The sequence below is a fragment of the Anabaena sp. UHCC 0399 genome (genome assembly GCF_034931465.1).
GTDB classification, from domain to species: domain Bacteria; phylum Cyanobacteriota; class Cyanobacteriia; order Cyanobacteriales; family Nostocaceae; genus Trichormus; species Trichormus minutissimus.
The window spans coordinates 42,231-64,971 of the sequence record NZ_JAYGGZ010000041.1 but is presented as its reverse complement, the minus strand read 5'-3'; the positions used below and the strand labels follow the sequence as shown (position 1 = coordinate 64,971).

The window sequence follows — 22,741 nt, the reverse complement described above, 5'->3', positions numbered from 1 at the left end:
TGAAACTCATCAGTTACCCCAGCAAGCAAAACCAACTGAGTTTGAGACAGTTTCCAAAGCCTATTACCCCGCAAGGGGACTGAAACGTATTTTCTAACTAAAGTCTTCGTATTCTAACTTTTGTTTCCAAAGCCTATTACCCCGCAAGGGGACTGAAACAAAACCTTCAAAGCCTTACACAATCTCAGCAACAAGCGTTTCCAAAGCCTATTACCCCGCAAGGGGACTGAAACAATAGCAATTCCAAACTTCTCGCCTTCCCCGACTAAGGTTTCCAAAGCCTATTACCCCGCAAGGGGACTGAAGTTGAGGGTTTGAAGAGTTGGGTTAATTCCAATTATCTTTCTTCCACCAAAGAACCAATTGATTAATCTGAAAATCCCTTTGTTCTAATAAGCGATCGCCTCTTCCACCCCATTCTTAGAGAAAATCTACCAAACAATGACCTACTGGCTATTTCAAGGCAACCCAAAGTATTACCGCATCATTGAAGGTATCCGCGACTCCCTTGCAGATGTCTTGGCTTTTCACACGCTACGAAAAAGACATGGCTGCTGGTGATGGGGTGCTGATCTGGAAATCTGAAGATCAGGCTGGGATATATGCGATGGGCTTACGTCCCACCGGATACCGTTGGCGAAATATTGCTTAACATAAAAACGGCGAATTTTCAGTGTATTACATGGAGAGCTATAACAAGCTTCTCCATGTAATACACCGAAACAAGAAAACTAATTTAGTTGTTTAGGGAATTCGCCAACGGTATCCCCACCGTAGGCGATCGCCCAAATCATTGACCCACCCAAGATTATTGCTAGTCTGCCTGACATTGGCTATTGGATTGATAACAGCCGTGTTGGTGTTAAACCTTGCGCCAAAATTCGATTCACTAGCAAGCTGTTAGAAAAACTTCTGTTAAGGGAAAACTTAAAACAAGACCCTGTGTTGAAAAATCTCATAAGACTTCACGGTATGCGGGAAACTCAGTCCCTTTAGGGCTGGGTTACTGACGGTAATTCGTCAGCCGAATGCTACCAATTACAAGATTATGCAGCAGCAATGGCAGCGTGTAAATGAGTTGAAGGGATTGTAGACAAACTTTTTATTCTTTATTACTTAACAAATTCTGAAAAATTTCTCAAAATTATATGTCAAATCAATTACTTACAGTTGATGATTACAAACAAGCTTTCACAGCTATCAGAAGTCAAATGACTGATGGCCATAAGTTAATGCTTAAAGCTCAGTACCATGCCCCTGCACAAACCATTACTGCAACAGAGTTAGCGCAAGCGGCTGGGTATGAAAATTATAATGGTGCAAATCTGCAATACGCCAGGATCGGAGAACTGCTTGCAAATCATTTAGGCTACTTGCCACCTGAACGCGAAGACAACGGTAAACCGTTCTGGTCAGGGGTATTAGCTTCTGGATACTGGAAGAATTTGGAAGGTAGCAAAAATAATTCTCAACGAGAATGGCAATGGCAGTTGCGCCCACAAGTTGCTCAGGCTCTAGAAGACTTAGATTGGGTTTAAACCTCATGGCAATAAAAATCCTTAGTGATTAAATTCTAATTTTTAAATTGAATGTTACAAATTACAAAATCATGCAACTTGTTCATTAATTCAGAGAAGCTGTAAAATTATCAATTTACTATGAGAAGTCTACAACAATCACCAATGCTTAGAGCAGCATTCCAAGAAAAAATAATTGCTAAAAAATCTGCTAAACATCAAGAAATTCATCAAGCTTTAGGTAGCAGTACATTAGGTGGTTTAGCTTCATTTGTTTATGAATTTAAGCAAGCCAAAAACCAATTTAAAGGCAGTATGGGAGAGTGGGGCATATCGACAATCTTGCAATGCTTCCCAGACACTTGGGTAATGTTTAACAATGCCTTAATTTCCACTAATAACTCAGGTGGTTTAACAGAAATAGACCACTTAATTATCGGGCTAAAAGGTGTTTTTTTATTAGAAATCAAAACATGGAAAGGTTCATTTAGTGCATACAATGACAAATGGAAACGTCGAGAAGGCAGTAATTGGGTGGCAGTGACTGATAGCCCTACTTCTCAAAGTGCTTACCATCAAAAAATGTTTAGCCGATGGATAACTTCTGTAGTTCCAAATCTTCCTGAAAGTTTCGTTTACGCACCTGTGGTGTTTCCCATAGCTAAATGGTTAGGAGTTAACAATTGTTCTGTATCAGTGTTCCAAGGTGTACCCGCACTGCTGCAAACGATGGTGAACTGTCCTGAATGTTTAACAGAAACGCAAGTGCAGGCGATCGCTGACGCTGTTGCTAATTACAAGATTTCTGAGAATACGACCCCTACACCTAGACCAATACCTAAGCCAAAACTTGTTAAACGTCAAAATTATAGTAGTTAGAATGTGATTTCATAAACAGGGTATTGGATATATAAAGATTAGCATTTGAGCAACATGATATTTTAATCTTTACTGAAAAATATGATAAAGCGAAATACCGTAGATATTACTCAACAAAAATCTTCCAAATCTCATTGGCCTTCTTGGTTGCCTTATCCTAGCTGTTGGCTTAAATCATTTGTACTGATGTTATTTTTAAGAGTAATTACATTTGTCAGTGAGAACTTAATTAAATTAGGCTATAACATTGCTCAAATTGCGAGTAGCCCGGAGTTGCTTGCTATATTTGCAATAATAGGGCTTCTTTCTCCAATTGTCATTATTTCTTTTACGCATCATTATTTGCATTTACTACTTAGACGCTTTATCTCTGCTATTCAAGCACCAGAGATAGGTATTGTTCAAGGATTAGTTCCAAAATTGATGAGTTGGTGGGAAGGGTTATATGGCTGGCTCGTAATTATCCTGTCTACCCTGGTGGCTGCTTTAGTATGCACTTTTATTCTACCTATCTTTCATCTGAGTCTTACAAAACCTGTTGAAACTTATACACAATTTGAACGTCAAATAATAGTGATATTTGGAATTTTATGGTTAATTGCAGGAGCATTTATCTATCAGATTGACTACTTAGTTAGGTATCATTTAATATCAGTATACTCTGGTAATCAGAAACTTTAAATAAGGTTTCAATTTGTGAATAAAAAATGGGCTGTTAAACGAATAACAATCAATCTCACCTCAAGCGAAGTAGAAAAATTAGAAAAATATTGTTCAACAACAGGACGAGTAGCAACAGATATTATTCGTGAGTTAATTCGTTCTTTGACTGTTGAGGAAAAATCAAAAGCAAATTGAGATTTTGAGCCAAGAGCGATGGCGTAACGCAAGAGCGTAGCTGATCCCTTGATTAAAACCTTAAACCTGATCCAAATCACAGCCCGAAAGGAAAATACAAGTTATATTTGATACAAAAAGCAGCAAAACCTACATAAACCAATGAACAAAGCAGGCATCATTGCAGCAACCCTTTTGTTGCTCTCTGGAATACCAACTGTAGCCCAAAGCAGCTTACCCAGCATGAAAGTGGTAAGCGTAGGTGATGGTGATACGCTACGAGTTCGCAATCAGCAGGGGCAGCCAGTTACTATCCGCCTGGGCTGTGTGGATGCACCCGAACTCAAGCAAACCCCTTGGGGACAAAAATCGAAAGCTCGACTCCAGCAATTGTTACCAGTTGGTCAGGCTGTGCAAGTACGTTCAATTGAGCGTGATAAATATAAAAGACTGGTAGCTGAGATATTTGTGAACAACCGCTCTGTCAACCTGAGAATGGTGCAAGAGGGACAAGCTGTAGTTTATCGGCAATATCTCAAAGGATGCGCCAACACCAAAGACCAATTTCTCCAGTCTGAGGCTGATGCCAAAAGTCAAAAGCTAGGATTTTGGAATCAATCCCAGCCCGTGATGCCGTGGGATTTCCGGCGAGGTAAGAAAAATACTCAGCCTGCAACCACGCAAACACAAGTGCAGCAGTGCGATCGCTCCTACCCAGATTTTTGCATTCCGCCGAACTCGCCAGATTTAGATTGCCGCGATATCCCTTACCGCAGATTTAGAGTCAATCAACCAGATCCGCATGGGTTCGACAGAGATAGGGATGGAATTGGTTGCGAACGATAACTATTAGATTTGTAGGTTTAAGTAAGTCGGTGCAATAAAACCAAACTATATGAAGAAAAGTAAATAAGGCTCAAAGTCTTTCTCCCCCTGCTTCCTGCCTTATTCCAACAATAATTATTTACGCTGATCTACTTATAGCTTGCTAAGAATATTTCCATTAAGATTAACCGTGTAAGTCAGTAATTTCTGAAAATTTGTCACCGTGATATTCCAACCGTCAAGGTTCTGCGTTGGGATGCAAGGTTCATTGGGTGCAGCCGTAGGACTGCGGAAACAATTGAATCTTGGTGAAACTTGGGTAATGCTGAGATTGGTAATGGGTTTTTTCAAGTCTGATTGGGCAGCGTTGAATATTGTACGAGCGATCGCAGTTGGTAGCTCATCAGTGCGGGTGGGAAGTCCAGCGATCGCTTCGGTACGAAGATAAACTTTATCACTGCTAATGCGATATATTTGCTGTGCTTGAGACTTTCCTTCTACCGTCACCCTATAGCCCCGAATTCTTTGTTGAGCGCAGGATTGGGCCAAATTCCCTAATCCTAAACAGCTATCAGTAAAAGTTTGAGGCTCGATTTTAGTAATCAAAACAACTGAGGGTAAAATTTGCAAGTGTTTACTGGCGATGCGCTTGATTTCGTTGGTTAACGAAATCGGTAAGCCGCGTTCCATAACAGGATTACTACGTGTAATCAATTGTAAATCATCGGCTGTTTCACCTTGAAACACCCAACGCTGGCGTTGGTGGGGAATGGTAATTTTCCAGCCTTGACGAACAACAGGATCGCAGGGATAGGGGAAGGAAATATTTTCACAACCGCTTGCCCAAGTTGTCTTTTCAGATGAAATATTTTTTAATAATGGTTGTCCAGGATAGCCCCATTCTCGCGCCAAGCGAATTGCTTTTGAGATCATTTGTGGTGGTGGAATTTCTTGGGCAGGTTTTCCCAGAGAATGGGTCTTCTGCCCGTTCCTTTGCATTAAGACTCTAAAGTTACCATTATCAGTGGTGAAATAAACTAAATTTTGGTGCTGATCGGCGATCGCAATTTTCCAGTAAGGTACAGGATTGTACATCCAGGTATCGTCCTTACCAATTCGAGCAACTTGAACGACTTTTGCAGTATTATCAAGTTTATCTTTGGCGATCGCATCTTGAAGCACTTGTTGAGTGATCGTCTTTGCTTGTGGTGTAGTCAAAATTTGCGGATTAGCAACGATAGATTGTAAGGGAATTAGGGAACTAGAAAAAAGCAGACATCCGATAATAGTTGATTTGACTAAGGCTTGGTGGGAAAAGTGTTCCAGCATAGAATATTGATTGAGAAATATCAGTAAATCTTGTAATCTCAAGTTAGCCAATGAATACTAAGAATCAGGATTGAGTTACAGATTTGGAAACAAAATACATATTTTAGTAGTTGTAGTCATAGCACCAGCGATCGCACAGCCTAGCAGTATATAGCCGATTGCCCCTTGAGTATTAGCTCCTGGTAAGGGTAGCAGAGGGATTAATATACTTATTAAAAGGACAGATACAAATGCTGCTCCAGTCCCGACAAATCCACCAACGATAAAACCAATTACTGTTGACAGCATCCACCTTCCCCATGCTGCTACCCTAAAAGAACTGGTGTTAATCACTGTTTAACTCCTATTAGTTTGCAAGTTCCACTGTTTCAACTACAATTTAGATTTGTAAAATTCCAATGGGCTAATACTAAATCCTTAAGACTGGCGTACCCACAAGACAGACTGGTTTTAGCCCTTACCAGTACCGCAAAAAACTAGAGGACTACATTCGAGAGCATGAAAAACAGATTGCGATCGCCAAGGTAGCTGATCTCATATCACGGATCTACTACAGTAGGTTTGAGGAAGCTGTGCAGAATTCTTTAGAGACTATGGGGAAAAGTTCAATTGGAATATTTGGCGGCTTTGGAAGATAAATTGCTGAATTTTTGAGAATCGGAAATGATAAATTAACGCTTATTATTAAATAATGTTTGGCTATCGTCAACGTTACCTCTAGTTGAAATAGCCTATTGATATAGTGCTAAGGAAATTTACTAAGATGCCAAAAAAGAGCCAAAGTAAAACTCAGGGTCAAGTCACATCACAAATCCCTGTTGGTTCGCGCATCTTAGAAGCACTTACAGAAGCGGAGATCGCTCAGTTATTTGATGAATTATTTAATGTTTTATCCAGAGAACAGAGAGAAAGTGCCTTTGATCAACTGCCAGGGGATACTCAAGAGACTTTAAATCAAATTATTGCTCCACCGCAAACAGTAGACCAGAAGAATATAAGCAAAGCACAACCAGCTTCTTTAGCGAAATTAGCTCAAAGTTGGTCGGAATTATGGGGAGAATGGAATCAAATTATTTGGCAAGCATCCCAGGAAGAAGGGAAATATATAGTCCAAGAAGTAAGCTGGGAAGAACCTTATTTTGATGATTGTACTTTCGTCGAAGATTTAGAAGCAGTTGCACAAAAGATGAAGCCATTGGTAAAAATAGCTTTTGAGAATGGCTTTAGTAATGATGATGGTTTTGCAGCCAGTTTGTTGTCAGCAGAAAGCGAAATATCTAATGGAATACCCGACTGGATGGAAATTGCTAATGGTATTCATGTGGAAGGAGCTACAACAAGCTGCTTGTTGGAGTGGGAATGGTTGTTAGTGCAGTCACAAAGACAAGATGGGTTCAAATTAGCTCAAAAAATTAGGGAGTGGGAAGAAAAATTTACTGATACCAGTTTAGATGATGATGCTGTAATCGATTTCTTCTCTAATTTACCGGATGTGCAAAAAAAATTAGTTTTAGATGGGATGACAGCTAATCGGGAAAGTAAAGGGTGGAAGTATGACCTAGAGAATACTTACTCTTATTGGCATATACTCTACATGGAATTAATGCAGCAATTTGCCACGCCAGAGGTATATTTGAGCAATCTTCGGGCTACTATTTCCCAGCAATGGCAAAATGGTTTACCTGTAATTGAGGATTTGTTGACTAAACAGGAATATCGAGAAAGTCTGATAGTAATTCAAGAGACATTGGATGCGTTATTAAAAAACAAGCAAGATAAAAATCCCTGGACACCAGAAAATTCGCTGCTATTTGTGACATTGGGCGGATTTTCTTACGATCCTGGAAATGGTGAAAAGCAAAAAACTTTACTTCGCTATTACCAGCAAGCTGTTCGAGAATTGGGAGAAATAGAACGGGCAAATGCTCTAGAAATTCAGCAGATTGCTTTTGAATGTTGTTACGACTGGTCGAGAATGTTCAAAGCTTTTGCCGAGATACCAGTTAGTAAAAATACTCAGCAAGCCTTATTTACTTATTGGCGTGAATCGATAATTAAACGTGGTACACCTTACAGATACTCGGATTTTTATACAAATACAAAAGCCGTAGATACCTGGTGGTTACATTGGTTACTCGATAGTATTACGACTGAAGAAAAAGGACATACTTGGTTTAGGCAACAAATTATCGAGTGGTTAGAGAATTTACCTGGAGATCCGGCACAACTAGGTAGGGAGTACAATGTAATACATTTGTTAACAAGAGATTTGACCCAAATAAAGTACCAGGGAAAATCCCCATTACCTAAATTTTATGAAGTTGTGATTCAATCTAATCAACTATCGACACCGGATGATATTTCTAGGAGAATGTATCTCCAAGAATATGCACCCCCCGATTTGTGGGAAAGAGTAATGGCTTATTGGAAAGCAAACTTACACAATTTCGTACCATTACCAGAAGCATCCCAAAACTCAGATTATACGAAAAATGCACAATGGATGTCTGCCTTGAAAGAGTTAGCACCAGAGAATTATCAGAGCTTGTTATCCCAATGGAAAGTCCAGCACAAGCGACGATCTAATTTGTGGAAGGCGATGAAAAATTTGGGATTGACGTAAAACCACGAGGTCAAAATGTGGCGTATCGGCAGTATTTCAAAGCTTGTGCCAGTACCAAAGACCAATTTCTGCAAGCTGAGGCTAATGCCAAAAGTCAAAAGCTGGGCTTTTGGAATCAATCCCAGCCCGTGATGCCTTGGGATTTCCGGTGAGGTAAGAAAAATACTCAGCCTGCAACTACTCAGACTCAAGTGAAATCATGCGATCGCTCCTATCCAGATTTTTGTATTCCGCCGAACTCGCCAGATTTGGATTGCCGTGATATTTCTTACCGCAGATTTAGAGTGAATCAACCAGATCCGCATAGGTTCGACAGGGATAGAGATGGAATTGGTTGTGAACGGTGATTTTGGTAAAACAGGGCTTTCGGTGATGTAGTAAAAACTTTTCACAAAAGTTAAGATTGTGAAAATGACTGCGAACCCATAAAGATGGTTGGAATCGCCATCACCATCAACATGATTAAGTTAGCAAACCAGAACAACACAACAATGCCAAAGCCCAATAATGTCAAATAGGAAAATGTTAATTGCGTGAATCCGTTTAGCAGTTGCCACAAGCGAAAAGCTGTGTAGAAAAAACCAATAGGTACAACAACACTTGGCACTAACCACTTACTAAAAACGCTTTCAGATATGAGTTGCACAGTTACTACCAATAGGTAACTTCCCCAGAATACCCATGAAGGTGTTTGTCTCCAATCTAGAGCTAACAAGCAAATAGGTAACAAAACTCCAGTAACCAAGGCTAACTTGACCCACCATCGCAGAAATTGCCATTGCTTCTGAGTGAACCCAATTTCTGTAGTAAAAGGTAAACGTCGAGCTTTCACGCCAAACCCATAGCCAAGAGATAGGCTTGTTGCAATTAGAATAAACAGCGTCAAAATTAATCCATTATTAACTGTCATCTGCTCAAAAATACTAATTTTCCTGCCCTTAGTTTAAACTACCTCTAACCTCCTGCTCCATTTTGGCTGTCAATAAGAATGATATTTCTCCTTCTACTTTTAATCATCGGTATGCAATGGACTTATGCTGCTCCAATCAGTTGTTGGTTAGAAGAGAAATATGCGATGTGCTTGCGCTCTACTGTCATGCGATCGCATAATTGTCCAATCTAAAGTTATGCACTCATGGAATGAACCAGAAATTAGATAAAAAACAAGTAAGTTTTCAAAGTGAAAATACATCAAATCGGTTAGGACACATAGCTTCCAATTTAGCTAGGCTGAGAACTTTTTGTAACACTGCTTATCCTGAAGCAGTTGAAAGTGTGGCAGATGAAACCATGTGTTTTATTGAGTGGACAGCTTCAGAAATTGAACCGGAATATGCCGAAGAATTGGTTAATATTCAAGTCCAGCTAGCTAGGTGGAAATTAAAATTCACTAGCCTCTGGTCTAATGAGAGCGAACGCAAAAATATGTCTGAGCAAGCTAGTGCTTGGTCAGAACGAGTATTAGATATGTCAGGGTTATTGTCCGAAACAATCTAAAATTTGATTATTTCAATTGAGGTCGTTGCGATTAAGTGTTGGCAATTGAAGTACCTCAGAAAAACGCGAATACTTAACTTCATCGGTAGGAGGATAATCCGCAGATACAGCAATTAATCCAATTTTGATATCCTCGAAATAAATCACGCCCCCAATACGCCGTTCAGCTTGGAAAGGGGCATGAAAAAAACCATACTCGGTAATGTAGATTGGCAAAAAGTCAGTAATCTTTACTGCCTTGCCAAATATTTGCTCACAAGTTTTGTGGATGACAGTATATAGATATTCATTATCTGAAGGCTCACCCAGTTCAGTAAATTCCAGATGATCCGCAAAATTATCCATATAAAATGACCAGATTTTGGATAAATCTGCTTCAGAAGTCAGTTTTTGCTTGAGTTCTTGCAATCTGTTGATGTTCATTTTCTTATTTTACTTTTTACATTGACGATATTTGATGTAATAAACCAAACCACGGGAAGCAAGATCAAATGAGTCAACAGTTGCTATTCCCTGACCACTGGCGACCATTGCAGCATTCAACTGCATATTTACATTATTGCCACAAGCTGACCATGCACCACGCATACTTACTAATTTATCTCGAACGTTGTAGTCAGTTTCGCCTCTAAATGTTCTAGAAAAAACAGAGCCACGCTGACCAGCAAAAAAATACTCTACTCTTAGTCTTCCTATTGTTTTAGGTGCAACATATCCTCGATAATCAACATCATAGATAGAAATTTGAAAACCTTGAGGAACTTGAATTGGAATACTAAAGGTACAGCTTTTGCGTGATTCTGTTGCTTGATTTCCTAAAGCGACAAATTTATCGAATAAAATACTTAACTCTTGTCCGTCAGGACTAATGCTGACACTAGCAGATCCTTGAGGGCAACCGTTACCGCCATATTCTGAGTCTTTAATTTTAACTTTGTCCTTAGCCAAGGTTGGTTCAATATAAATCATCATTACTGTAGCCGAAATTAAAAAAGCTACCATGAATTTAAAAGATTTATTTTGAAGTTTTTGACGATTCATAATTTCCTATTTAACGAAAATACAGAATTAATGTTGCAAGGTAGTTGATTAACGATTGAGAAAATTAAAAGAATATTAAGTTCGATATAACGGCAAACAAGTTATAAAATATGAACGTGCAGGTGAGCTGCGATGGCGTACAGCCTACGCCCTGGCGATGGCGGAACGCCCAGCTTCGCTGATCGCATCAATCGGTTGTATTCAAGTGATTTGGAGGAGTTGGTGCAACCTCCTGTTCAGGAACTTTCTTCAATGTATAACTTACCGCAAGTTGTAGACTCAACTAAGAATGTTGGTACTTAACCAGCTTGTGTCACTGTTGGAAAACAGTTATCAAAAATTTGGGTCTAAAACTCTGAATTAGGTGTATATTTATTGCACGAAGATAGCTAGGACAATTCTAAACTCCGCCACAGATACCAACAAGCAATCGTCCGGTAGGGTTTCCACATTTGTCCTAAATCTTCTACATTTTTTTTCTTCGGTAGTTCTGCTAAACCATACAGCTTGCGAATCCCTGCACGAATACCTAAGTCATCGACAGGTAGAACATCTAGGCGATGTAGGGTAAACATCAATAACATCTGAACTGTCCAACGTCCGATGCCTTTGATTGGTGTTAAAGTATTGATGATTTCTTCATCATCCATTGTCTGCAATTCTTCCAGAGTAGGCAATCCATCTATTTTTTGAGCTAAATCTTTGAGATACAAAATTTTTGAACGGGAAATACCTGCACCTCGTAAAACATCATCTGGAGTATTGAGAATCTGTGAAGCTGTTGGGTAAGGGCTATGAGGATAAAGTAGCAAAAATCTATTGTGGATAGCAGCAGCAGCCTTACCGGATAGTTGCTGGTAAATGATTGAGCGTGAAAGCGAAAACAGCAAGTCTCCAGTATGTTGCACTTGAGAGAGTTTGCAATCTCCAACTATTTCTATTAGCGTTGCCAATATTGGATCTGAATTTTTAAGTGTTTGAATTGCGTCTGAATAATCCATTTTTTGCACAGCCAAATCTTACAATACTTTAGTCCAATGACGCTGCGGCATTTGACAATATTGATTATTTTCAGGCAAATTGACCGAAAATAATCAATATTTTTAGTCATTTTACCTTTGCACAATCAGCAAGTAGAGAATTAATATTAGGAATATTTACGGATATTTTATCTTGATTAAGGTAGATTTTTTAATTCTATCTGACTGTAGATAAATTCAATAAGAGTAACCGTCTAAAATTTGCAGTAGCTAAATAGTATTAAGTTGCGAGTGTAGATGCAGAAAGGCGAAAAATTTGAGCATTCCTAGTAGGGAATTTAGGAATAAAAATATGCAAAGTGATTCGGGAAAAACTATTTCTATTTGGATGACTACGGCAACAGTACCAGTCCAACCTGCGCTGGTAGAAAACACCCATGCAGATGTGTGTATTGTCGGCGCGGGTATTGCAGGGATGTCAACTGCCTATATGCTATCTGGTGCGGGTAAATCTGTAGTAGTGCTAGATGATGGACCTGTAGGTGGAGGTCAAACAGAACGCACAACAGCCCATTTATCAAACGTTTTGAGTTATCGCTACTATGAACTAGAGCAAATGCACGGTGAAGAACGTGCCAAATTGATTGCTGAAAGTCATACTACAGCAATTAATACTATAGAAGCGATCGCCATGCAAGAAAATATAGACTGTGACTTTGTTCGACTAGATGGCTATCTTTTTCCACCTGACCTTCAGTCTTTAGATGAGATGGAGAGAGAATTAGCAGCTGTACATCGTGCTGGACTTAGTAATGTCGAACTCGTGAAACAAGCACCGCTAGAAGGTTTGGATACAGGTGCCTGTCTACGTTTTCCCCAACAAGGGCAATTTGACCCACTCAAATATCTCACGGGATTGGTTGCAGTTATAGAACGTCGTGGCGGCAGAATTTATAGTAATACCCATGTTGAAAAAATCGAGGGTGGTGCAACAGCCCGTGTAGAAACAAGCAATGGTCAAGTAGTAACTGCCGATGCTGTAGTCGTAGCAACCAACTCTCCTATTAGTAACGTGGCTACAATGCACTTCAAGCAGGCTGCTTATATCACCTTTGTCATTGGTGCAAAAGTGCCTCGTGGTTCTGTTACTCAAGCATTATATTGGGATACTCTTGATCCTTATCATTATGTGCGCCTGCAAAATTTAGATGAGCAACATGATGTTTTAATTGTCGGTGGTGAAGACCATAAAACAGGCCAAGCTAATGATGCTGATGCACGTTATGCCAATCTCCAAAAATGGACACAAGAACGCTTCCCAATGGCGGCAGAAATTTTATTTCATTGGTCAGGTCAGGTCATGAATGCTGATGATGGGATTGCTTATATAGGTAAAAATCCTTTCGATGCAGACAATATCTATATCACTACAGGTGATTCTGGTTTAGGGATGACCCACGGTACAATCGCCGGCATTCTGTTATCAGATATGATTTTGGGGATCAAAAACAGATGGGCAGAAGTTTACGATCCATCACGGGCTAGAGTCGGTGCAGTTGGTGATTTTATATCGGAAAATATCAACGTTGCTTCTCAATATTTAGATTGGGTAACACCAGGAGAAGTAGATTCCGTAGAAAAAATTGCCCCAGGGACAGCCGCAGTGGTGAGGAATGGTTTAACTAAAATCGCTGCCTATCGTGATGAAAGTGGTACACTACACCAACATTCCGCAGTTTGTACCCATCTCAATTGTATTGTGAGTTGGAATTCTTCAGAGCAAACATGGGATTGTCCCTGTCACGGTTCTCGTTTTGATGCCCAAGGTAAAGTTATTAACGGGCCAGCTATTAAGGCTCTTGCAGATATTTGATTTTTTGTGGCGTTAACCTAAGTTCGGGATAAGAAATCCTCAAAACTATTGATTTTTCATAGCTATATACGTCCAAGGTTTCAGCACCTCACAAAATCACGTTCCACCCGAACTCAGGTTAAGTAAGTGAATTTTAAATATCAGTTTCAGCAAGAACTATAGCATTATGCCAATTTTTACCATTCTCAATTAGATTCAGTTTTTATAACTTTCTAAGGTTTCCATTTTTTCTCCTTGTTCCTGTACTATAAATCACAAATTCAACCCCCTAGTACCGCAAGGCGTAAATAAACAGACCATTCTCAATCGTTCAAAGCCTTAAGATATAGGACTTTTGATTTTTGACTTTTTACTTTCTGACAAAGTTAGACGGGTCTTGATCTCGTCGATGCTTAGTGGGAATAGGGTCTGGTTGCCCATCACCTGCAAGAGCTGCGGTTTTCTCCAGGGATGTCCTCAATCGCTTGGCTGCATAGATAGACATATCTCTAGGTACATTAATGCGATCGCGTAAATATCTTAGAGCTGCATCAGATCCAGATGGAGGTACACAGTCTTGACCTGTCATCATATGTGTTAAAGCACAACGTAGGGCTTGATCAAACAATTTATCATCTAAGGGGTTGACTCGGATAATATTGATGCGGTGTTCGATAGTTCGTTGAAGAGCTTCCATGCGGGAGTTTTCGGGTTCTGGATAAGTAACATCTGGTAGCCCAAACCAGGGGCCGTTATCTACTCGCGCTTTATTGAGAAGCATCTGGGTTTCGCCGTTTTCCCAACAGCCCCCCATCTGGGGCGGCAAATCATGTACGTGGGTATGAAAGTCACTCTGAGTGCCGCAGTAGGTCGGTCGGCTTTCCATTGCCGCAAACCATGCGCTCAAGCGAGGGTTTTCCTCCCGCAGTGAGTAGCCCTTGTAGTAGAAAAGGCTGGCATTCATTCGTTCTACATAAGGCGTAAAAATGACATCAACGATGCCGAAGCTATCTAGAAAATAAGGGCTTGGGGTGCGACCCAGAGCTTCTTCGACCTTAGCCACCACTCCGATAAATTGTTCTCGGTTGCGTTTTTCTTGTTGAGAAGAAATTGTTGGATAGCACAGCCAAGCGCACCAGGCTCTAAATAAAAGTCGTTCTAATTGACGTAGAGGAAGCACCCTGCGGTCTTCCATACCTTGGCTCAATGGCTCAAAAACCTTTTCCAAAGCGATCAAAATGTCATCACTTTCCTTAATAATCCGTCCATCTAGCTCAATCGCGGGGAGCATTCCTGATGGTACTTTACGTTTGTACCAACTTTCTTTCTCCCCATAGCAGAACATTGTCACTTTTTCGATGCGGTAGGGAATCTGTTTTTCCTCTAGCCATAACCAAACTTTTTGACAGTAAGGACACCAGGCGTGGTTATCACGGTACAGCGTTACCCGTACATCCGATTCGGGCTGACCAAACAAGCGCAACCGGGCTTTAGCGTTGGTGAGACCATTAACGGGATCTATTTGATAATCCGTGAGGGTTTCTAGTTCTTGCCAGCTTAAGGGTGCGATTGTCATAGTGTAAGTTGCGTAGGGCAATACTTAGGACTTTTCTTGACTCTACAATATTTTCAATTACACTGAATTTAACAAAATCAGCTAATATCCCCAACTAACCTTTGTTCATTAACTAAGTGGGAGATTTGGGGTATCTCTGGTTCTAGGGTTTGGCAAACCTTTTCCTGGTCACAGTCCAAAATCTTGGCTTCCACTTCCTCAAAAGAAAATTACGGTCAAGTAGCAATCAATTGCGTTTCCTCTTTGAAAACTTCCATCAAGAGAAGCGATCGCCCCACTTCAAAAATCTTTGTATCAATCATGACACAAACTTGGATAGACAAATCGAGTGCAATTCTCTTGTCCTCAACAGAAGAGGTATTGCAGATTTCGGGATATAGGCTGGTGTTGGTTGGAGGAATGCCGAAGACATGGCGATGCTACAAGAGAATTTCAATGCTGGGATTGCTGTTTGAGCATTCAACGCACTGGTCGAATGCAGTAGATCGAATCAAATATGGTGAAGCATTGGAGGCTGCTGTGGGGTTGGAGGATTTTATGCGCGTAGCGGGGATTGTCAGAAGGCAGCCGCAGGAATTGGAGGAAGGGATTGCAGCTTAGTATAGACAAGAGATTCGCCGATTGAAAATGACTCAACAACCGCACGACAAATTTGCAAAGCAGTTTTTAGAGGAGTTGCTTGCTCCGTTAGGGGAAGTGAAAGTCAACAAAGAAGTAGCAGACGCAGCCAGATTTGTAGATGTATTATTTTCACCTGCACCCCAAGCCCAAGCCACGAATTTAGGATTGTTAGGCAGAATCGCTTTAATGAATACGGCATTGCTAGAACCATTTAGCAATCAACCGAGTAGAACAGAGGTAAGGAACTGTTTCCTAAAATTGTTCACAGTGATTGCAGACGCGCAGCGCAAAGCCAACAGAGAAGACACAACTATTCCAGAAGACAGTTTAGCGAGACTGTGGATTATATCACCCAGCCTTTCAAAAACTCTGTTGGCGGATTTAGAGGTTAAACTAGACTCAGATAATTGGCCAAGTGGATTGTACTTTTTTCAAAACTGTTTCAGGGGAGCGATAGTAGTTGTTAACGAGCTACCAGTAACAGAAGAAACTCTCTGGTTCAGACTTTTGGGACGTGGGGCAGTTCAAAGACAAGCGGTAAGCGAACTGGTAGCACTGCCAAGAGAAAGCCGACTACGTAAGAACGTTTTAGAAATAGTTTACAGATGGCGTATCAGTGTGATGACACAAACAGAATTAACCCAAGATGACCAGGAGTTGATCATGAATTTAACTCAAGCATACGAAGAAGCCAGGACTGCTGCTGTACAAGAGGGAGTACAACAAGGACAACGCCAAGTAGTAGAAAATTTGTTGAGATTTCGATTTGGGGAAGTGGATGAGGAACTATCAAAAGTAGTCGATAGTTTATTACAGTTATCGGCAGAAGAATTTACGCCCATGTGTCTGCAATTATCGCGTGAAGAACTGTTAGCCAGATTTTCGCATTAAACCACCACAACACATCAAAAATGCAAGCGGTTTGTTAACAGCAGACCGCTTTTTATATGAGGTAAACATCATGTGCGAACAGACATTAGAGAAAGCCTTGGCTACCGATAATCAAAAGTTAGAAGCAGTGCATGAACAACTAGAAAACATCTGGAGTGCGCTGATAGATTTCAAAGAGGAAAACCCCCAGGTTTTCAAATTCATAAATGAAAATGGTAGCGAATTAACACTTGCTGATGTCATTCAGGCATTAGCTCAAGCTTTAGATGTTCTAGAAAATTAAGACTACTTGACAGGAAAACTACCATGCAAGTAACAATCACAATTCCACGGGGTTGGGGATAAAATCAATTCGCAACGATGCTCCCGCCCCGCTCCGCTAACGCAATTCGCAATTCGCTTTTTCCGTGTTGTAACGGGGATTTAGAAAGAGCCACAACACTTGCGGCTTGATAGAAGCCGGGGACTTAAACCCCTAAATTTTGTTACAAGAAGCCTGGAATGCTCTACTGAGTATTGATAAAAGGTATTATGTTGCGACTGGGTTTTACACTTTGGGTGATGCATATTTAATCAGTGGAAAAGACCCAAAGTACAAAAATCAAATTGTTTTGGTGGAACATCGGATAAGGCAACAAATCAACCATTGGCAATTTCTTTGTAAGACATCAGAATGCTCCCAATTTTCAACAATCGCTACAAATGGAGATGACGGTAACGGTAATCTCAAACGTAAAGCTCCATCGCTGACAATTGTGGAGTAAGCAATCGCTACGCGGAACTTGTGTGAGTTATTGGAGCAAATTTCCATGAACAAGTTTCTAATTGGTTTGATATTAGGAGTTTTGTTAACCGGAATATCAACAAAATTCCTAATTGATACAGCATTATTTCGAGTGACTTACTGCAATTGGGATGCAGTAGAAAACTTAAAATTTTGGAGAAAAAAATGAAAACTTTTATGAATGATACCCATGCTTGTTTGAGGTTTTTAAAGAACATGGGTGGACGAGTTAAGTTATCTAGACTTACCTTCAGCCATTATGTGATTCCAAGTTTAGTAAGTCAAAATTTTGCCGAAATTATTAACACAGGGACAGGATTTTATTTGGAAGTAGAGACGAAAAAATGAGTAAACCTAAACCTCCAGTGGTGAAATATCCTATCAAATGGCAAAGAGGTACTTCCCACAAGATAGTCTACCGAACAATCAAAAATATTCAGCAACTCAAAAATAGTCAACAGTTAGGAACAGCAACAATCAACAATCAATCTCGAATGGTTCGTAAAGAAGGGATTTATTGGATTGTTTTGTAGAAACTTGGTAAGAAGTCAGAAGTCAGAAGTCAGAATTAATCATGGTTTAGGAATATTAGCGTACTCATCAAATATGAGAATTTGAATTATTCTGAATCCTGTATTCTGACTCCTTACTCCTTACGAAACTTGGAATAGCTTCGCTAAAAAAAAGTGAAAATAGTGAGGTACTGAATAATGGTACAAGCAATTGCTAACAGTCAAGCATTTTTACAAGATGCAGTAGTCGAACAATACAACTTTTCAAAATTAAATAAAACTCGGATTCGGTTAACAATTAAGCTGAAGAAAACCACGAAAAGCAATTCGCCTCGCTGGACGGATGTATTGAATGCTGAAGGCGAAGAATCAGACTTGCTGAAGGTGAAGTCTTCCGAAGTAGGTTTGCGAGGAATCAAAGTATTTAAAGCTTTGGATGAAGCTGCTAGCCAGTTGAGGCAAGAAATAGCCTCAGTTCAGGAGTGGATGACCAGCGACAACGGTGATTGGATTTGTCCGATTGACCTTGCACCTCTGGTTTGGAGTCAGTTGATCAATATTAGAGATGCGATCGCACCAACTTTACGGGCTGGACTGAAGGACGATTACGCGCAAGGCTTGGCTGATTATCAAGAGCGTATCAAAAGCTTCATCTCGCTGAATGTATGGGAACTACCCCAAAATAAGCAAGAAGAAGTGAAGGCGAATCTGATCAAGGCATTCCCGACTTTGCCTGAGTTAGAAGACTATTTGCAAGTAGTCATCGGTCGTCCGGTGATTATCCCAGCGTTGTCTGAACAACTCAACTCTGAGCAGGCTAGATGCTTGCAACAAATCACCCAGTTCATTCACCAATACGACCAAAATCTAGAACAACGACTCAAGGAAGCAGCAGTAGCCGGTGGTGAACAACTAGCCGCACAGTTGTTGGAAGAGTTGGCTGACTGGCAACCGGGACGCAAGCCAGTTTTGTTTAAGAAGAAGATGGAGAAACATCTTCAGAAAGTGCGAGTGCTGCTGGCGAATGCTAGTCCTGAAGCTGGCGGTAGTCTGCAAGAAATGATGGAGCATCTGGATTCCATCGTTAATGACCCAGCGATCGCTCTAAAGAATTTGGGTGTGGATGGGCGCACTCAGTTGCAGCAGAAGATTGATTCCATTTACTCCAAACTCGTAGACGAGCAGCGCAATCTGCAACAGTTAGCAAGCAACGATGTTGGGTTAACTCAAGCCACTGTTAAGTCGCTCAAGTTCCGTTGACAAAAAGTGCAGTGCTTGTGAGTCTTACTCATGAGCATTGCACCAAAGCTAGTATTTCAGGTTTCATCATGTCACATTTTTCCAAAATTGCAGTCAAATTTAAAGACCAATCCTGTCTGGTCGAAGCATTGCAGAGATTCGGTTTCTTTCCCATGTTTCACGACAAGCCGGTGAATCTATAAGGATGGCATGGGGACAAGAGAGAACAGGTAGCTCACATCGTTGTACCCCGAAACCAAATCTCCAGCCTCAGCAATGACTTGGGCTTTTTCTGGAATGGGACTGAGTACGAGTGCTTAATCAGCGAATATGACCAAGGCGCAGGAATAGCAAAAGCAGGACAAGGACTTGGTGCAAATTTCTTGCCCAAGCTGCAACAAGAGTACATCAACTTGTATCTTCCGAAACTTGCTATGCAATTAGGCGGTGAAGTAGTGGAAACCGTAATGAAAGATTCGGTGACTACTGTTCGTGTTTCATTAGTTACTCAAGCAGTTAGGAGATAATATGTCGCATTTTTCAACAGTCAAAACCAAATTAACCAACGGTAAGTGCTTAGTCCTGGCACTGGAGGATCTAAAACTCCAACCCCAAGTCCACGAAACAGCACAGCCACTCAGGGCGTACTACGGAGATGAGGAAGGGCAGAGTGCGGAAATCATCGTCAGTAGTCGCACAATCAACGCCCGTGCAGACATTGGTTTTCGGTGGAACTCTACATCTGGTGTGTATGACGTGATTCATGACGAATATGAAACATCTCCCCGGCTTGGTGAAAATTTCTTCAGCCACAAGTTAATGCAGACTTACGGGCGACGGATGGTTTTAGCCAAAACTGAAGAATTACGTGAAAAGTTTGGCGAATGTTCCATAGAAGAAACCACCAATGGGTCAGTGCAAACTATGCGATTGACTTTTGCAGGGCATCAGGAAGTTAAACAATTCGCACGGAGATAAAAATGGAACGCTCAATACTGATACATTTTGACAGCAAAACTGGTCAAGTGCGAGTAGAAGCCGAGGGATTTGAAGGGCTTTCTTGCCTGGAAGCGACCCAGCCGTTTGAAGAAGCATTGGGAGTTGTGGAAGGCGAACGAGAATTTAAGCCGGAAGCTCAAACCCAGCAGCTTCGGACTAATTCTAATCACCAAACACGGCTACGGCAATAAAACTAACGGGGGAAATTAAACACTTCCCCCAGCACAAAAAATTATGAGCGAATTACCCAAAGAATACGCGATGGTTCATATTTATACCACGATTAACGCAAGAGAACGAATCGTGATCAAAGGAAATGCTGAAGGCTTGTGTGTGCTGATTAATGCTTTGGTTTCAGCGATTGCTTTCAGTGATGGAACTGCGGAGATTTTCGACGGCAAAGCCGAACTTCATGAGGTGATCGTGAAACTGATAAGAACTCACGAAGAACTCGCACCATTACCGTATAAACAAGAACAATGAACTTAATTAATCTCTTGAGAACAATTGATTCTCAAATCCCAATTGTGGCTTTAGATGTCATGTCCCCAGAAGAAGCCACAATTGTTCAATGGCTATCCTCTCAGGCGCGAGAAAAACTAGACAGTCCCTTGTACTTCTGGAATCTGGGAGTATCGGGGCTGGAACTATGCGAAATTGCATCAGATGGTGGATTGGTTTTCAAACCAGTACCAGAGTACAAGCGTCCTGCTCACGCTGACCCGTTGCTGTACATTTTCGAGTATATCAACAGTTTCGATGGTGCAGGGGTATTCATTTTGGGTGATGTCCATCCATTCATTGGAAAGAACTCACCGCAGTTATCCTGGGAGATTCTCACGAGGGTGAAGAACCTTTATCACAGGCTCAAACCCACCGACAAACGGATCATCTTTCTGGGTCAAAATATCGAACTGCACGAGTCTTTAGTGCGGTTAATTCCACATTTTGAAGTGCCTTTGCCTACTGTTGATCAAATTCAAGACCACCTAGAAAGCTATCTTTCCTACTTAGAACAAGTAGCACAAGAACAAGAACAAAACTTCACCATTGAGTTAACTGGTGAAGAAACAGAATCTTTAGCACGCGCTGCTTTGGGGTTAACTCTGGAAGAAATTAGCGATTTTCTGAGATTGAGCGTCAAACAAATCTGGAATCCTACCAAGGGAGTCGTGATTGATCAGCACTTGACCGAGAGGGTGGTTCAGTACAAAACTCGGCTACTGTCGCAAATGGGGATTGAGTTAGGTAAACCTGCCACAATTCCCTTTGGAGGACTCGATTTACTACGCGAGTGGTTAACTCGGCGGCGGCGGTTGTTCACACAAGAAGCGCGATCACTGCATCTACCACAACCCAAAGGTGTGCTACTGGCAGGGCCGCCCGGAACGGGTAAGTCGCACTGTGCCAAGAACATCGCCAATATCCTCAATTTACCACTACTACAACTTGACATCGCCTCGATGCTTGGTTCTTTGGTTGGGGAATCTGAGGGCAATGTCCGTAGGGCTTTGAAAACTGCCGAAGCGATCGCACCGTGCGTTTTGTGGGTTGACGAAATCGAGAAAGCCTTGTCTGGTCAGGGTGATAGTTCTGGAGTTTCCCAGCGAATACTCGGTAATATCCTCACGTTCATGAGTGAATGTACGGCTGGGGTATTCGTTGTGGCCACCTGTAACGACCCGTCAGCATTGCCTTCTGAACTGAAGCGCAAAGGCAGATTTGACGAGAATTTCTTTGTTGACTTGCCCTCTGAGCCTGAGAGAGCGCAAATCCTGAAGATTCACCTGGAGCGTTTTGGTATTTTCGTTCAACAGGAGTATTTAGAAGCGATCGCCGCCAACACCGCCAAGTTCTCCGGTGCAGAACTCGAAACCCTAGCATCTGAAGCCGCACTATTAGCATTTGATGAAGGACGACCACAGAAGGTAACACTTGCAGATTTAGAGGCTTGTCGTCAAACCATCACGCCGCTTGCTGTCCAGGATGCTGCTGCCATAGAGCGAATGCGGGATTGGGCGAAGGTGGCGCGACCGGCTTCTAGTGTGATCGCAGAAAGACCTACCAAATCTCTGCGGACTTCTCGTTTTAATTTGAATTGATTAATTAGGCGATCGCTTCTGTATTTCAGGTGGAGGCGATGGCTGTGCCAACGTCAAAGACGAACGCTTCGCGGATAGTTTTTGGAATAACTCAAGAAGACAATTATGTCATTTAGTGAAGACCGAAGTGATAAAAATCATTCTCACTATACATTCACTCCGCCAGTTAATTACACCCCAGAAGCAGTCGAAGCTGGAAACAAAATTGTAGAAATTTTAAACGACTCAAATCTTAGTGAAACAGATAAGAAAATGCTGTCTGGTCAGTTTTGAATAAGCAATAAATCAAGGAGCAATCAAATGTCGAAAGATTTAGTGAGCTACTACGGACAAACTGCACGGATTGATCAACTGGTTGAAAAATACGGTGCATATCTGGAAAAACTCAATGCAGAAATAAAACTGTTGCTTCGTATAATTTTATCGACATATGTATTTAAGTGCGAGTTAGTTGAATATTCGATTACAAAAACATTAGAAGATTGCACTTTGATAATTCCCGAATCTAATTCACAAGATTTGAATGATATTTGCATTCAATTAGAGGGTCTAACTGTAGACGAAGCCGAATCAATTTTAGATGCTTTACAATATCAGCTTCACTGGGGCAATGCCCAAAAAATTATGAATTAGTAAG

32 protein-coding genes are annotated in these 22,741 nt (G+C 41.1%); 24 read left to right on the top strand and 8 right to left on the bottom strand.

Features of this window, described 5'->3' with window-relative positions:
- Positions 1-514 precede the first annotated feature (514 nt).
- From VB693_RS20625 to VB693_RS20600, 6 genes are all read left to right on the top strand, one after another.
- Positions 515-652, top strand: a complete 138-nt coding sequence (locus VB693_RS20625) for a hypothetical protein (protein ID WP_323267888.1) — start codon at positions 515-517, stop codon at positions 650-652.
- A gap of 496 nt (positions 653-1,148) precedes the next feature.
- A complete protein-coding gene (locus VB693_RS20620) occupies positions 1,149-1,538 on the top strand; it encodes a hypothetical protein (RefSeq protein ID WP_323267887.1) in 390 nt (129 codons plus the stop codon).
- Between the two features lie 144 nt (positions 1,539-1,682).
- Entirely contained in the window at positions 1,683-2,396 is a 714-nt protein-coding gene (locus VB693_RS20615; RefSeq protein WP_323267886.1) for a nuclease-related domain-containing protein, read from the top strand.
- 81 nt (positions 2,397-2,477) lie between these two features.
- Positions 2,478-3,077, top strand: coding sequence for a hypothetical protein (locus VB693_RS20610; protein WP_323267885.1), 600 nt, complete (start codon positions 2,478-2,480; stop codon positions 3,075-3,077).
- Between the two features lie 15 nt (positions 3,078-3,092).
- The gene (locus VB693_RS20605; RefSeq protein WP_323267884.1) at positions 3,093-3,254 is read left to right on the top strand and encodes a CopG family transcriptional regulator; all 162 of its coding nucleotides are present in this window, start codon (positions 3,093-3,095) and stop codon (positions 3,252-3,254) included.
- 141 nt (positions 3,255-3,395) lie between these two features.
- On the top strand, positions 3,396-4,079 hold the full coding sequence (locus VB693_RS20600; RefSeq protein ID WP_323267883.1) for a thermonuclease family protein: 684 nt from the start codon (positions 3,396-3,398) through the stop codon (positions 4,077-4,079).
- A gap of 132 nt (positions 4,080-4,211) precedes the next feature.
- Here the strand turns inward: VB693_RS20600 and VB693_RS20595 are convergent, their stop codons facing one another.
- Both VB693_RS20595 and VB693_RS20590 read right to left on the bottom strand, forming a co-directional pair.
- A complete protein-coding gene (locus VB693_RS20595) occupies positions 4,212-5,387 on the bottom strand; it encodes a hypothetical protein (RefSeq protein ID WP_323267882.1) in 1,176 nt (391 codons plus the stop codon).
- A 75-nt stretch (positions 5,388-5,462) separates the two neighbouring features.
- Entirely contained in the window at positions 5,463-5,675 is a 213-nt protein-coding gene (locus VB693_RS20590; protein WP_323267881.1) for a hypothetical protein, read from the bottom strand.
- A gap of 475 nt (positions 5,676-6,150) precedes the next feature.
- On the opposite strand from VB693_RS20590, the gene VB693_RS20585 reads away from it, so the two are divergent.
- Together VB693_RS20585 and VB693_RS20580 are read left to right on the top strand one after the other, a co-directional pair.
- Entirely contained in the window at positions 6,151-8,010 is a 1,860-nt protein-coding gene (locus VB693_RS20585; RefSeq protein ID WP_323267880.1) for a hypothetical protein, read from the top strand.
- Positions 7,977-8,162, top strand: a complete 186-nt coding sequence (locus VB693_RS20580; protein ID WP_323267879.1) for a thermonuclease family protein — start codon at positions 7,977-7,979, stop codon at positions 8,160-8,162. The genes VB693_RS20585 and VB693_RS20580 overlap by 34 nt, the downstream gene beginning before the upstream one ends.
- A gap of 45 nt (positions 8,163-8,207) precedes the next feature.
- Here VB693_RS20580 and VB693_RS20575 read toward each other — a convergent pair whose 3' ends face one another.
- Together VB693_RS20575 and VB693_RS20570 are read right to left on the bottom strand one after the other, a co-directional pair.
- On the bottom strand, positions 8,208-8,402 hold the full coding sequence (locus VB693_RS20575) for a hypothetical protein (RefSeq protein ID WP_323267878.1): 195 nt from the start codon (positions 8,400-8,402) through the stop codon (positions 8,208-8,210).
- 5 nt (positions 8,403-8,407) lie between these two features.
- Positions 8,408-8,920, bottom strand: a complete 513-nt coding sequence (locus tag VB693_RS20570) for a hypothetical protein (protein WP_323267877.1) — start codon at positions 8,918-8,920, stop codon at positions 8,408-8,410.
- 230 nt (positions 8,921-9,150) lie between these two features.
- Between VB693_RS20570 and VB693_RS20565 the strand changes: the two genes are divergently transcribed.
- Positions 9,151-9,507, top strand: coding sequence for a hypothetical protein (locus tag VB693_RS20565; RefSeq protein WP_323267876.1), 357 nt, complete (start codon positions 9,151-9,153; stop codon positions 9,505-9,507).
- A gap of 12 nt (positions 9,508-9,519) precedes the next feature.
- Here VB693_RS20565 and VB693_RS20560 read toward each other — a convergent pair whose 3' ends face one another.
- Positions 9,520-9,930, bottom strand: coding sequence for a hypothetical protein (locus VB693_RS20560; protein WP_323267875.1), 411 nt, complete (start codon positions 9,928-9,930; stop codon positions 9,520-9,522).
- Between the two features lie 9 nt (positions 9,931-9,939).
- A complete protein-coding gene (locus tag VB693_RS20555; protein ID WP_323267874.1) occupies positions 9,940-10,548 on the bottom strand; it encodes a DUF4360 domain-containing protein in 609 nt (202 codons plus the stop codon).
- 132 nt (positions 10,549-10,680) lie between these two features.
- Between VB693_RS20555 and VB693_RS20550 the strand changes: the two genes are divergently transcribed.
- Complete coding sequence (locus VB693_RS20550; protein ID WP_323267873.1) at positions 10,681-10,851, top strand: hypothetical protein; 171 nt, start codon at positions 10,681-10,683, stop codon at positions 10,849-10,851.
- Between the two features lie 86 nt (positions 10,852-10,937).
- Here VB693_RS20550 and VB693_RS20545 read toward each other — a convergent pair whose 3' ends face one another.
- A complete protein-coding gene (locus VB693_RS20545; RefSeq protein WP_323267872.1) occupies positions 10,938-11,549 on the bottom strand; it encodes a DNA-3-methyladenine glycosylase in 612 nt (203 codons plus the stop codon).
- Positions 11,550-11,880: 331 nt separating this feature from the next.
- Between VB693_RS20545 and VB693_RS20540 the strand changes: the two genes are divergently transcribed.
- On the top strand, positions 11,881-13,401 hold the full coding sequence (locus VB693_RS20540) for an FAD-dependent oxidoreductase (RefSeq protein WP_323267871.1): 1,521 nt from the start codon (positions 11,881-11,883) through the stop codon (positions 13,399-13,401).
- A 349-nt stretch (positions 13,402-13,750) separates the two neighbouring features.
- On the opposite strand, the gene VB693_RS20535 is transcribed toward VB693_RS20540, so the two are convergent.
- Entirely contained in the window at positions 13,751-14,956 is a 1,206-nt protein-coding gene (locus VB693_RS20535; protein WP_323267870.1) for a glutathione S-transferase family protein, read from the bottom strand.
- Between the two features lie 183 nt (positions 14,957-15,139).
- Here VB693_RS20535 and VB693_RS20530 point away from each other — a divergent pair, with 183 nt between their 5' ends.
- The 13 genes from VB693_RS20530 to VB693_RS20470 all read left to right on the top strand — a co-directional run bounded on the left by VB693_RS20530 (position 15,140) and on the right by VB693_RS20470 (position 22,737).
- Entirely contained in the window at positions 15,140-15,556 is a 417-nt protein-coding gene (locus tag VB693_RS20530; RefSeq protein WP_323267869.1) for a hypothetical protein, read from the top strand.
- A 27-nt stretch (positions 15,557-15,583) separates the two neighbouring features.
- The gene (locus VB693_RS20525; RefSeq protein ID WP_323267868.1) at positions 15,584-16,468 is read left to right on the top strand and encodes a hypothetical protein; all 885 of its coding nucleotides are present in this window, start codon (positions 15,584-15,586) and stop codon (positions 16,466-16,468) included.
- Positions 16,469-16,538: 70 nt separating this feature from the next.
- On the top strand, positions 16,539-16,751 hold the full coding sequence (locus tag VB693_RS20520) for a hypothetical protein (protein ID WP_323267867.1): 213 nt from the start codon (positions 16,539-16,541) through the stop codon (positions 16,749-16,751).
- 678 nt (positions 16,752-17,429) lie between these two features.
- Positions 17,430-17,600 (top strand): hypothetical protein, encoded by a 171-nt coding sequence (locus VB693_RS20515; RefSeq protein WP_323267866.1) that lies wholly within the window; start codon positions 17,430-17,432, stop codon positions 17,598-17,600.
- Entirely contained in the window at positions 17,597-17,785 is a 189-nt protein-coding gene (locus VB693_RS20510; protein WP_323267865.1) for a hypothetical protein, read from the top strand. The genes VB693_RS20515 and VB693_RS20510 overlap by 4 nt, the downstream gene beginning before the upstream one ends.
- A 177-nt stretch (positions 17,786-17,962) precedes the next feature.
- Positions 17,963-19,024 (top strand): hypothetical protein, encoded by a 1,062-nt coding sequence (locus VB693_RS20505; protein ID WP_323267864.1) that lies wholly within the window; start codon positions 17,963-17,965, stop codon positions 19,022-19,024.
- Positions 19,025-19,284: 260 nt separating this feature from the next.
- Positions 19,285-19,530, top strand: coding sequence for a hypothetical protein (locus VB693_RS20500; protein WP_323267863.1), 246 nt, complete (start codon positions 19,285-19,287; stop codon positions 19,528-19,530).
- Between the two features lies 1 nt (position 19,531).
- Entirely contained in the window at positions 19,532-19,981 is a 450-nt protein-coding gene (locus tag VB693_RS20495; protein ID WP_323267862.1) for a DUF1257 domain-containing protein, read from the top strand.
- 2 nt (positions 19,982-19,983) lie between these two features.
- The gene (locus tag VB693_RS20490) at positions 19,984-20,193 is read left to right on the top strand and encodes a DUF2997 domain-containing protein (RefSeq protein ID WP_323267861.1); all 210 of its coding nucleotides are present in this window, start codon (positions 19,984-19,986) and stop codon (positions 20,191-20,193) included.
- A gap of 43 nt (positions 20,194-20,236) precedes the next feature.
- Entirely contained in the window at positions 20,237-20,485 is a 249-nt protein-coding gene (locus VB693_RS20485) for a hypothetical protein (RefSeq protein WP_323267860.1), read from the top strand.
- On the top strand, positions 20,482-22,104 hold the full coding sequence (locus tag VB693_RS20480; RefSeq protein WP_323267859.1) for an AAA family ATPase: 1,623 nt from the start codon (positions 20,482-20,484) through the stop codon (positions 22,102-22,104). The genes VB693_RS20485 and VB693_RS20480 overlap by 4 nt, the downstream gene beginning before the upstream one ends.
- A gap of 105 nt (positions 22,105-22,209) precedes the next feature.
- Positions 22,210-22,377: a hypothetical protein gene (locus VB693_RS20475; protein ID WP_323267858.1), complete on the top strand. Its 168-nt coding sequence runs from the start codon at positions 22,210-22,212 to the stop codon at positions 22,375-22,377.
- 27 nt (positions 22,378-22,404) lie between these two features.
- Complete coding sequence (locus VB693_RS20470; protein WP_323267857.1) at positions 22,405-22,737, top strand: hypothetical protein; 333 nt, start codon at positions 22,405-22,407, stop codon at positions 22,735-22,737.
- Positions 22,738-22,741 lie beyond the last annotated feature (4 nt).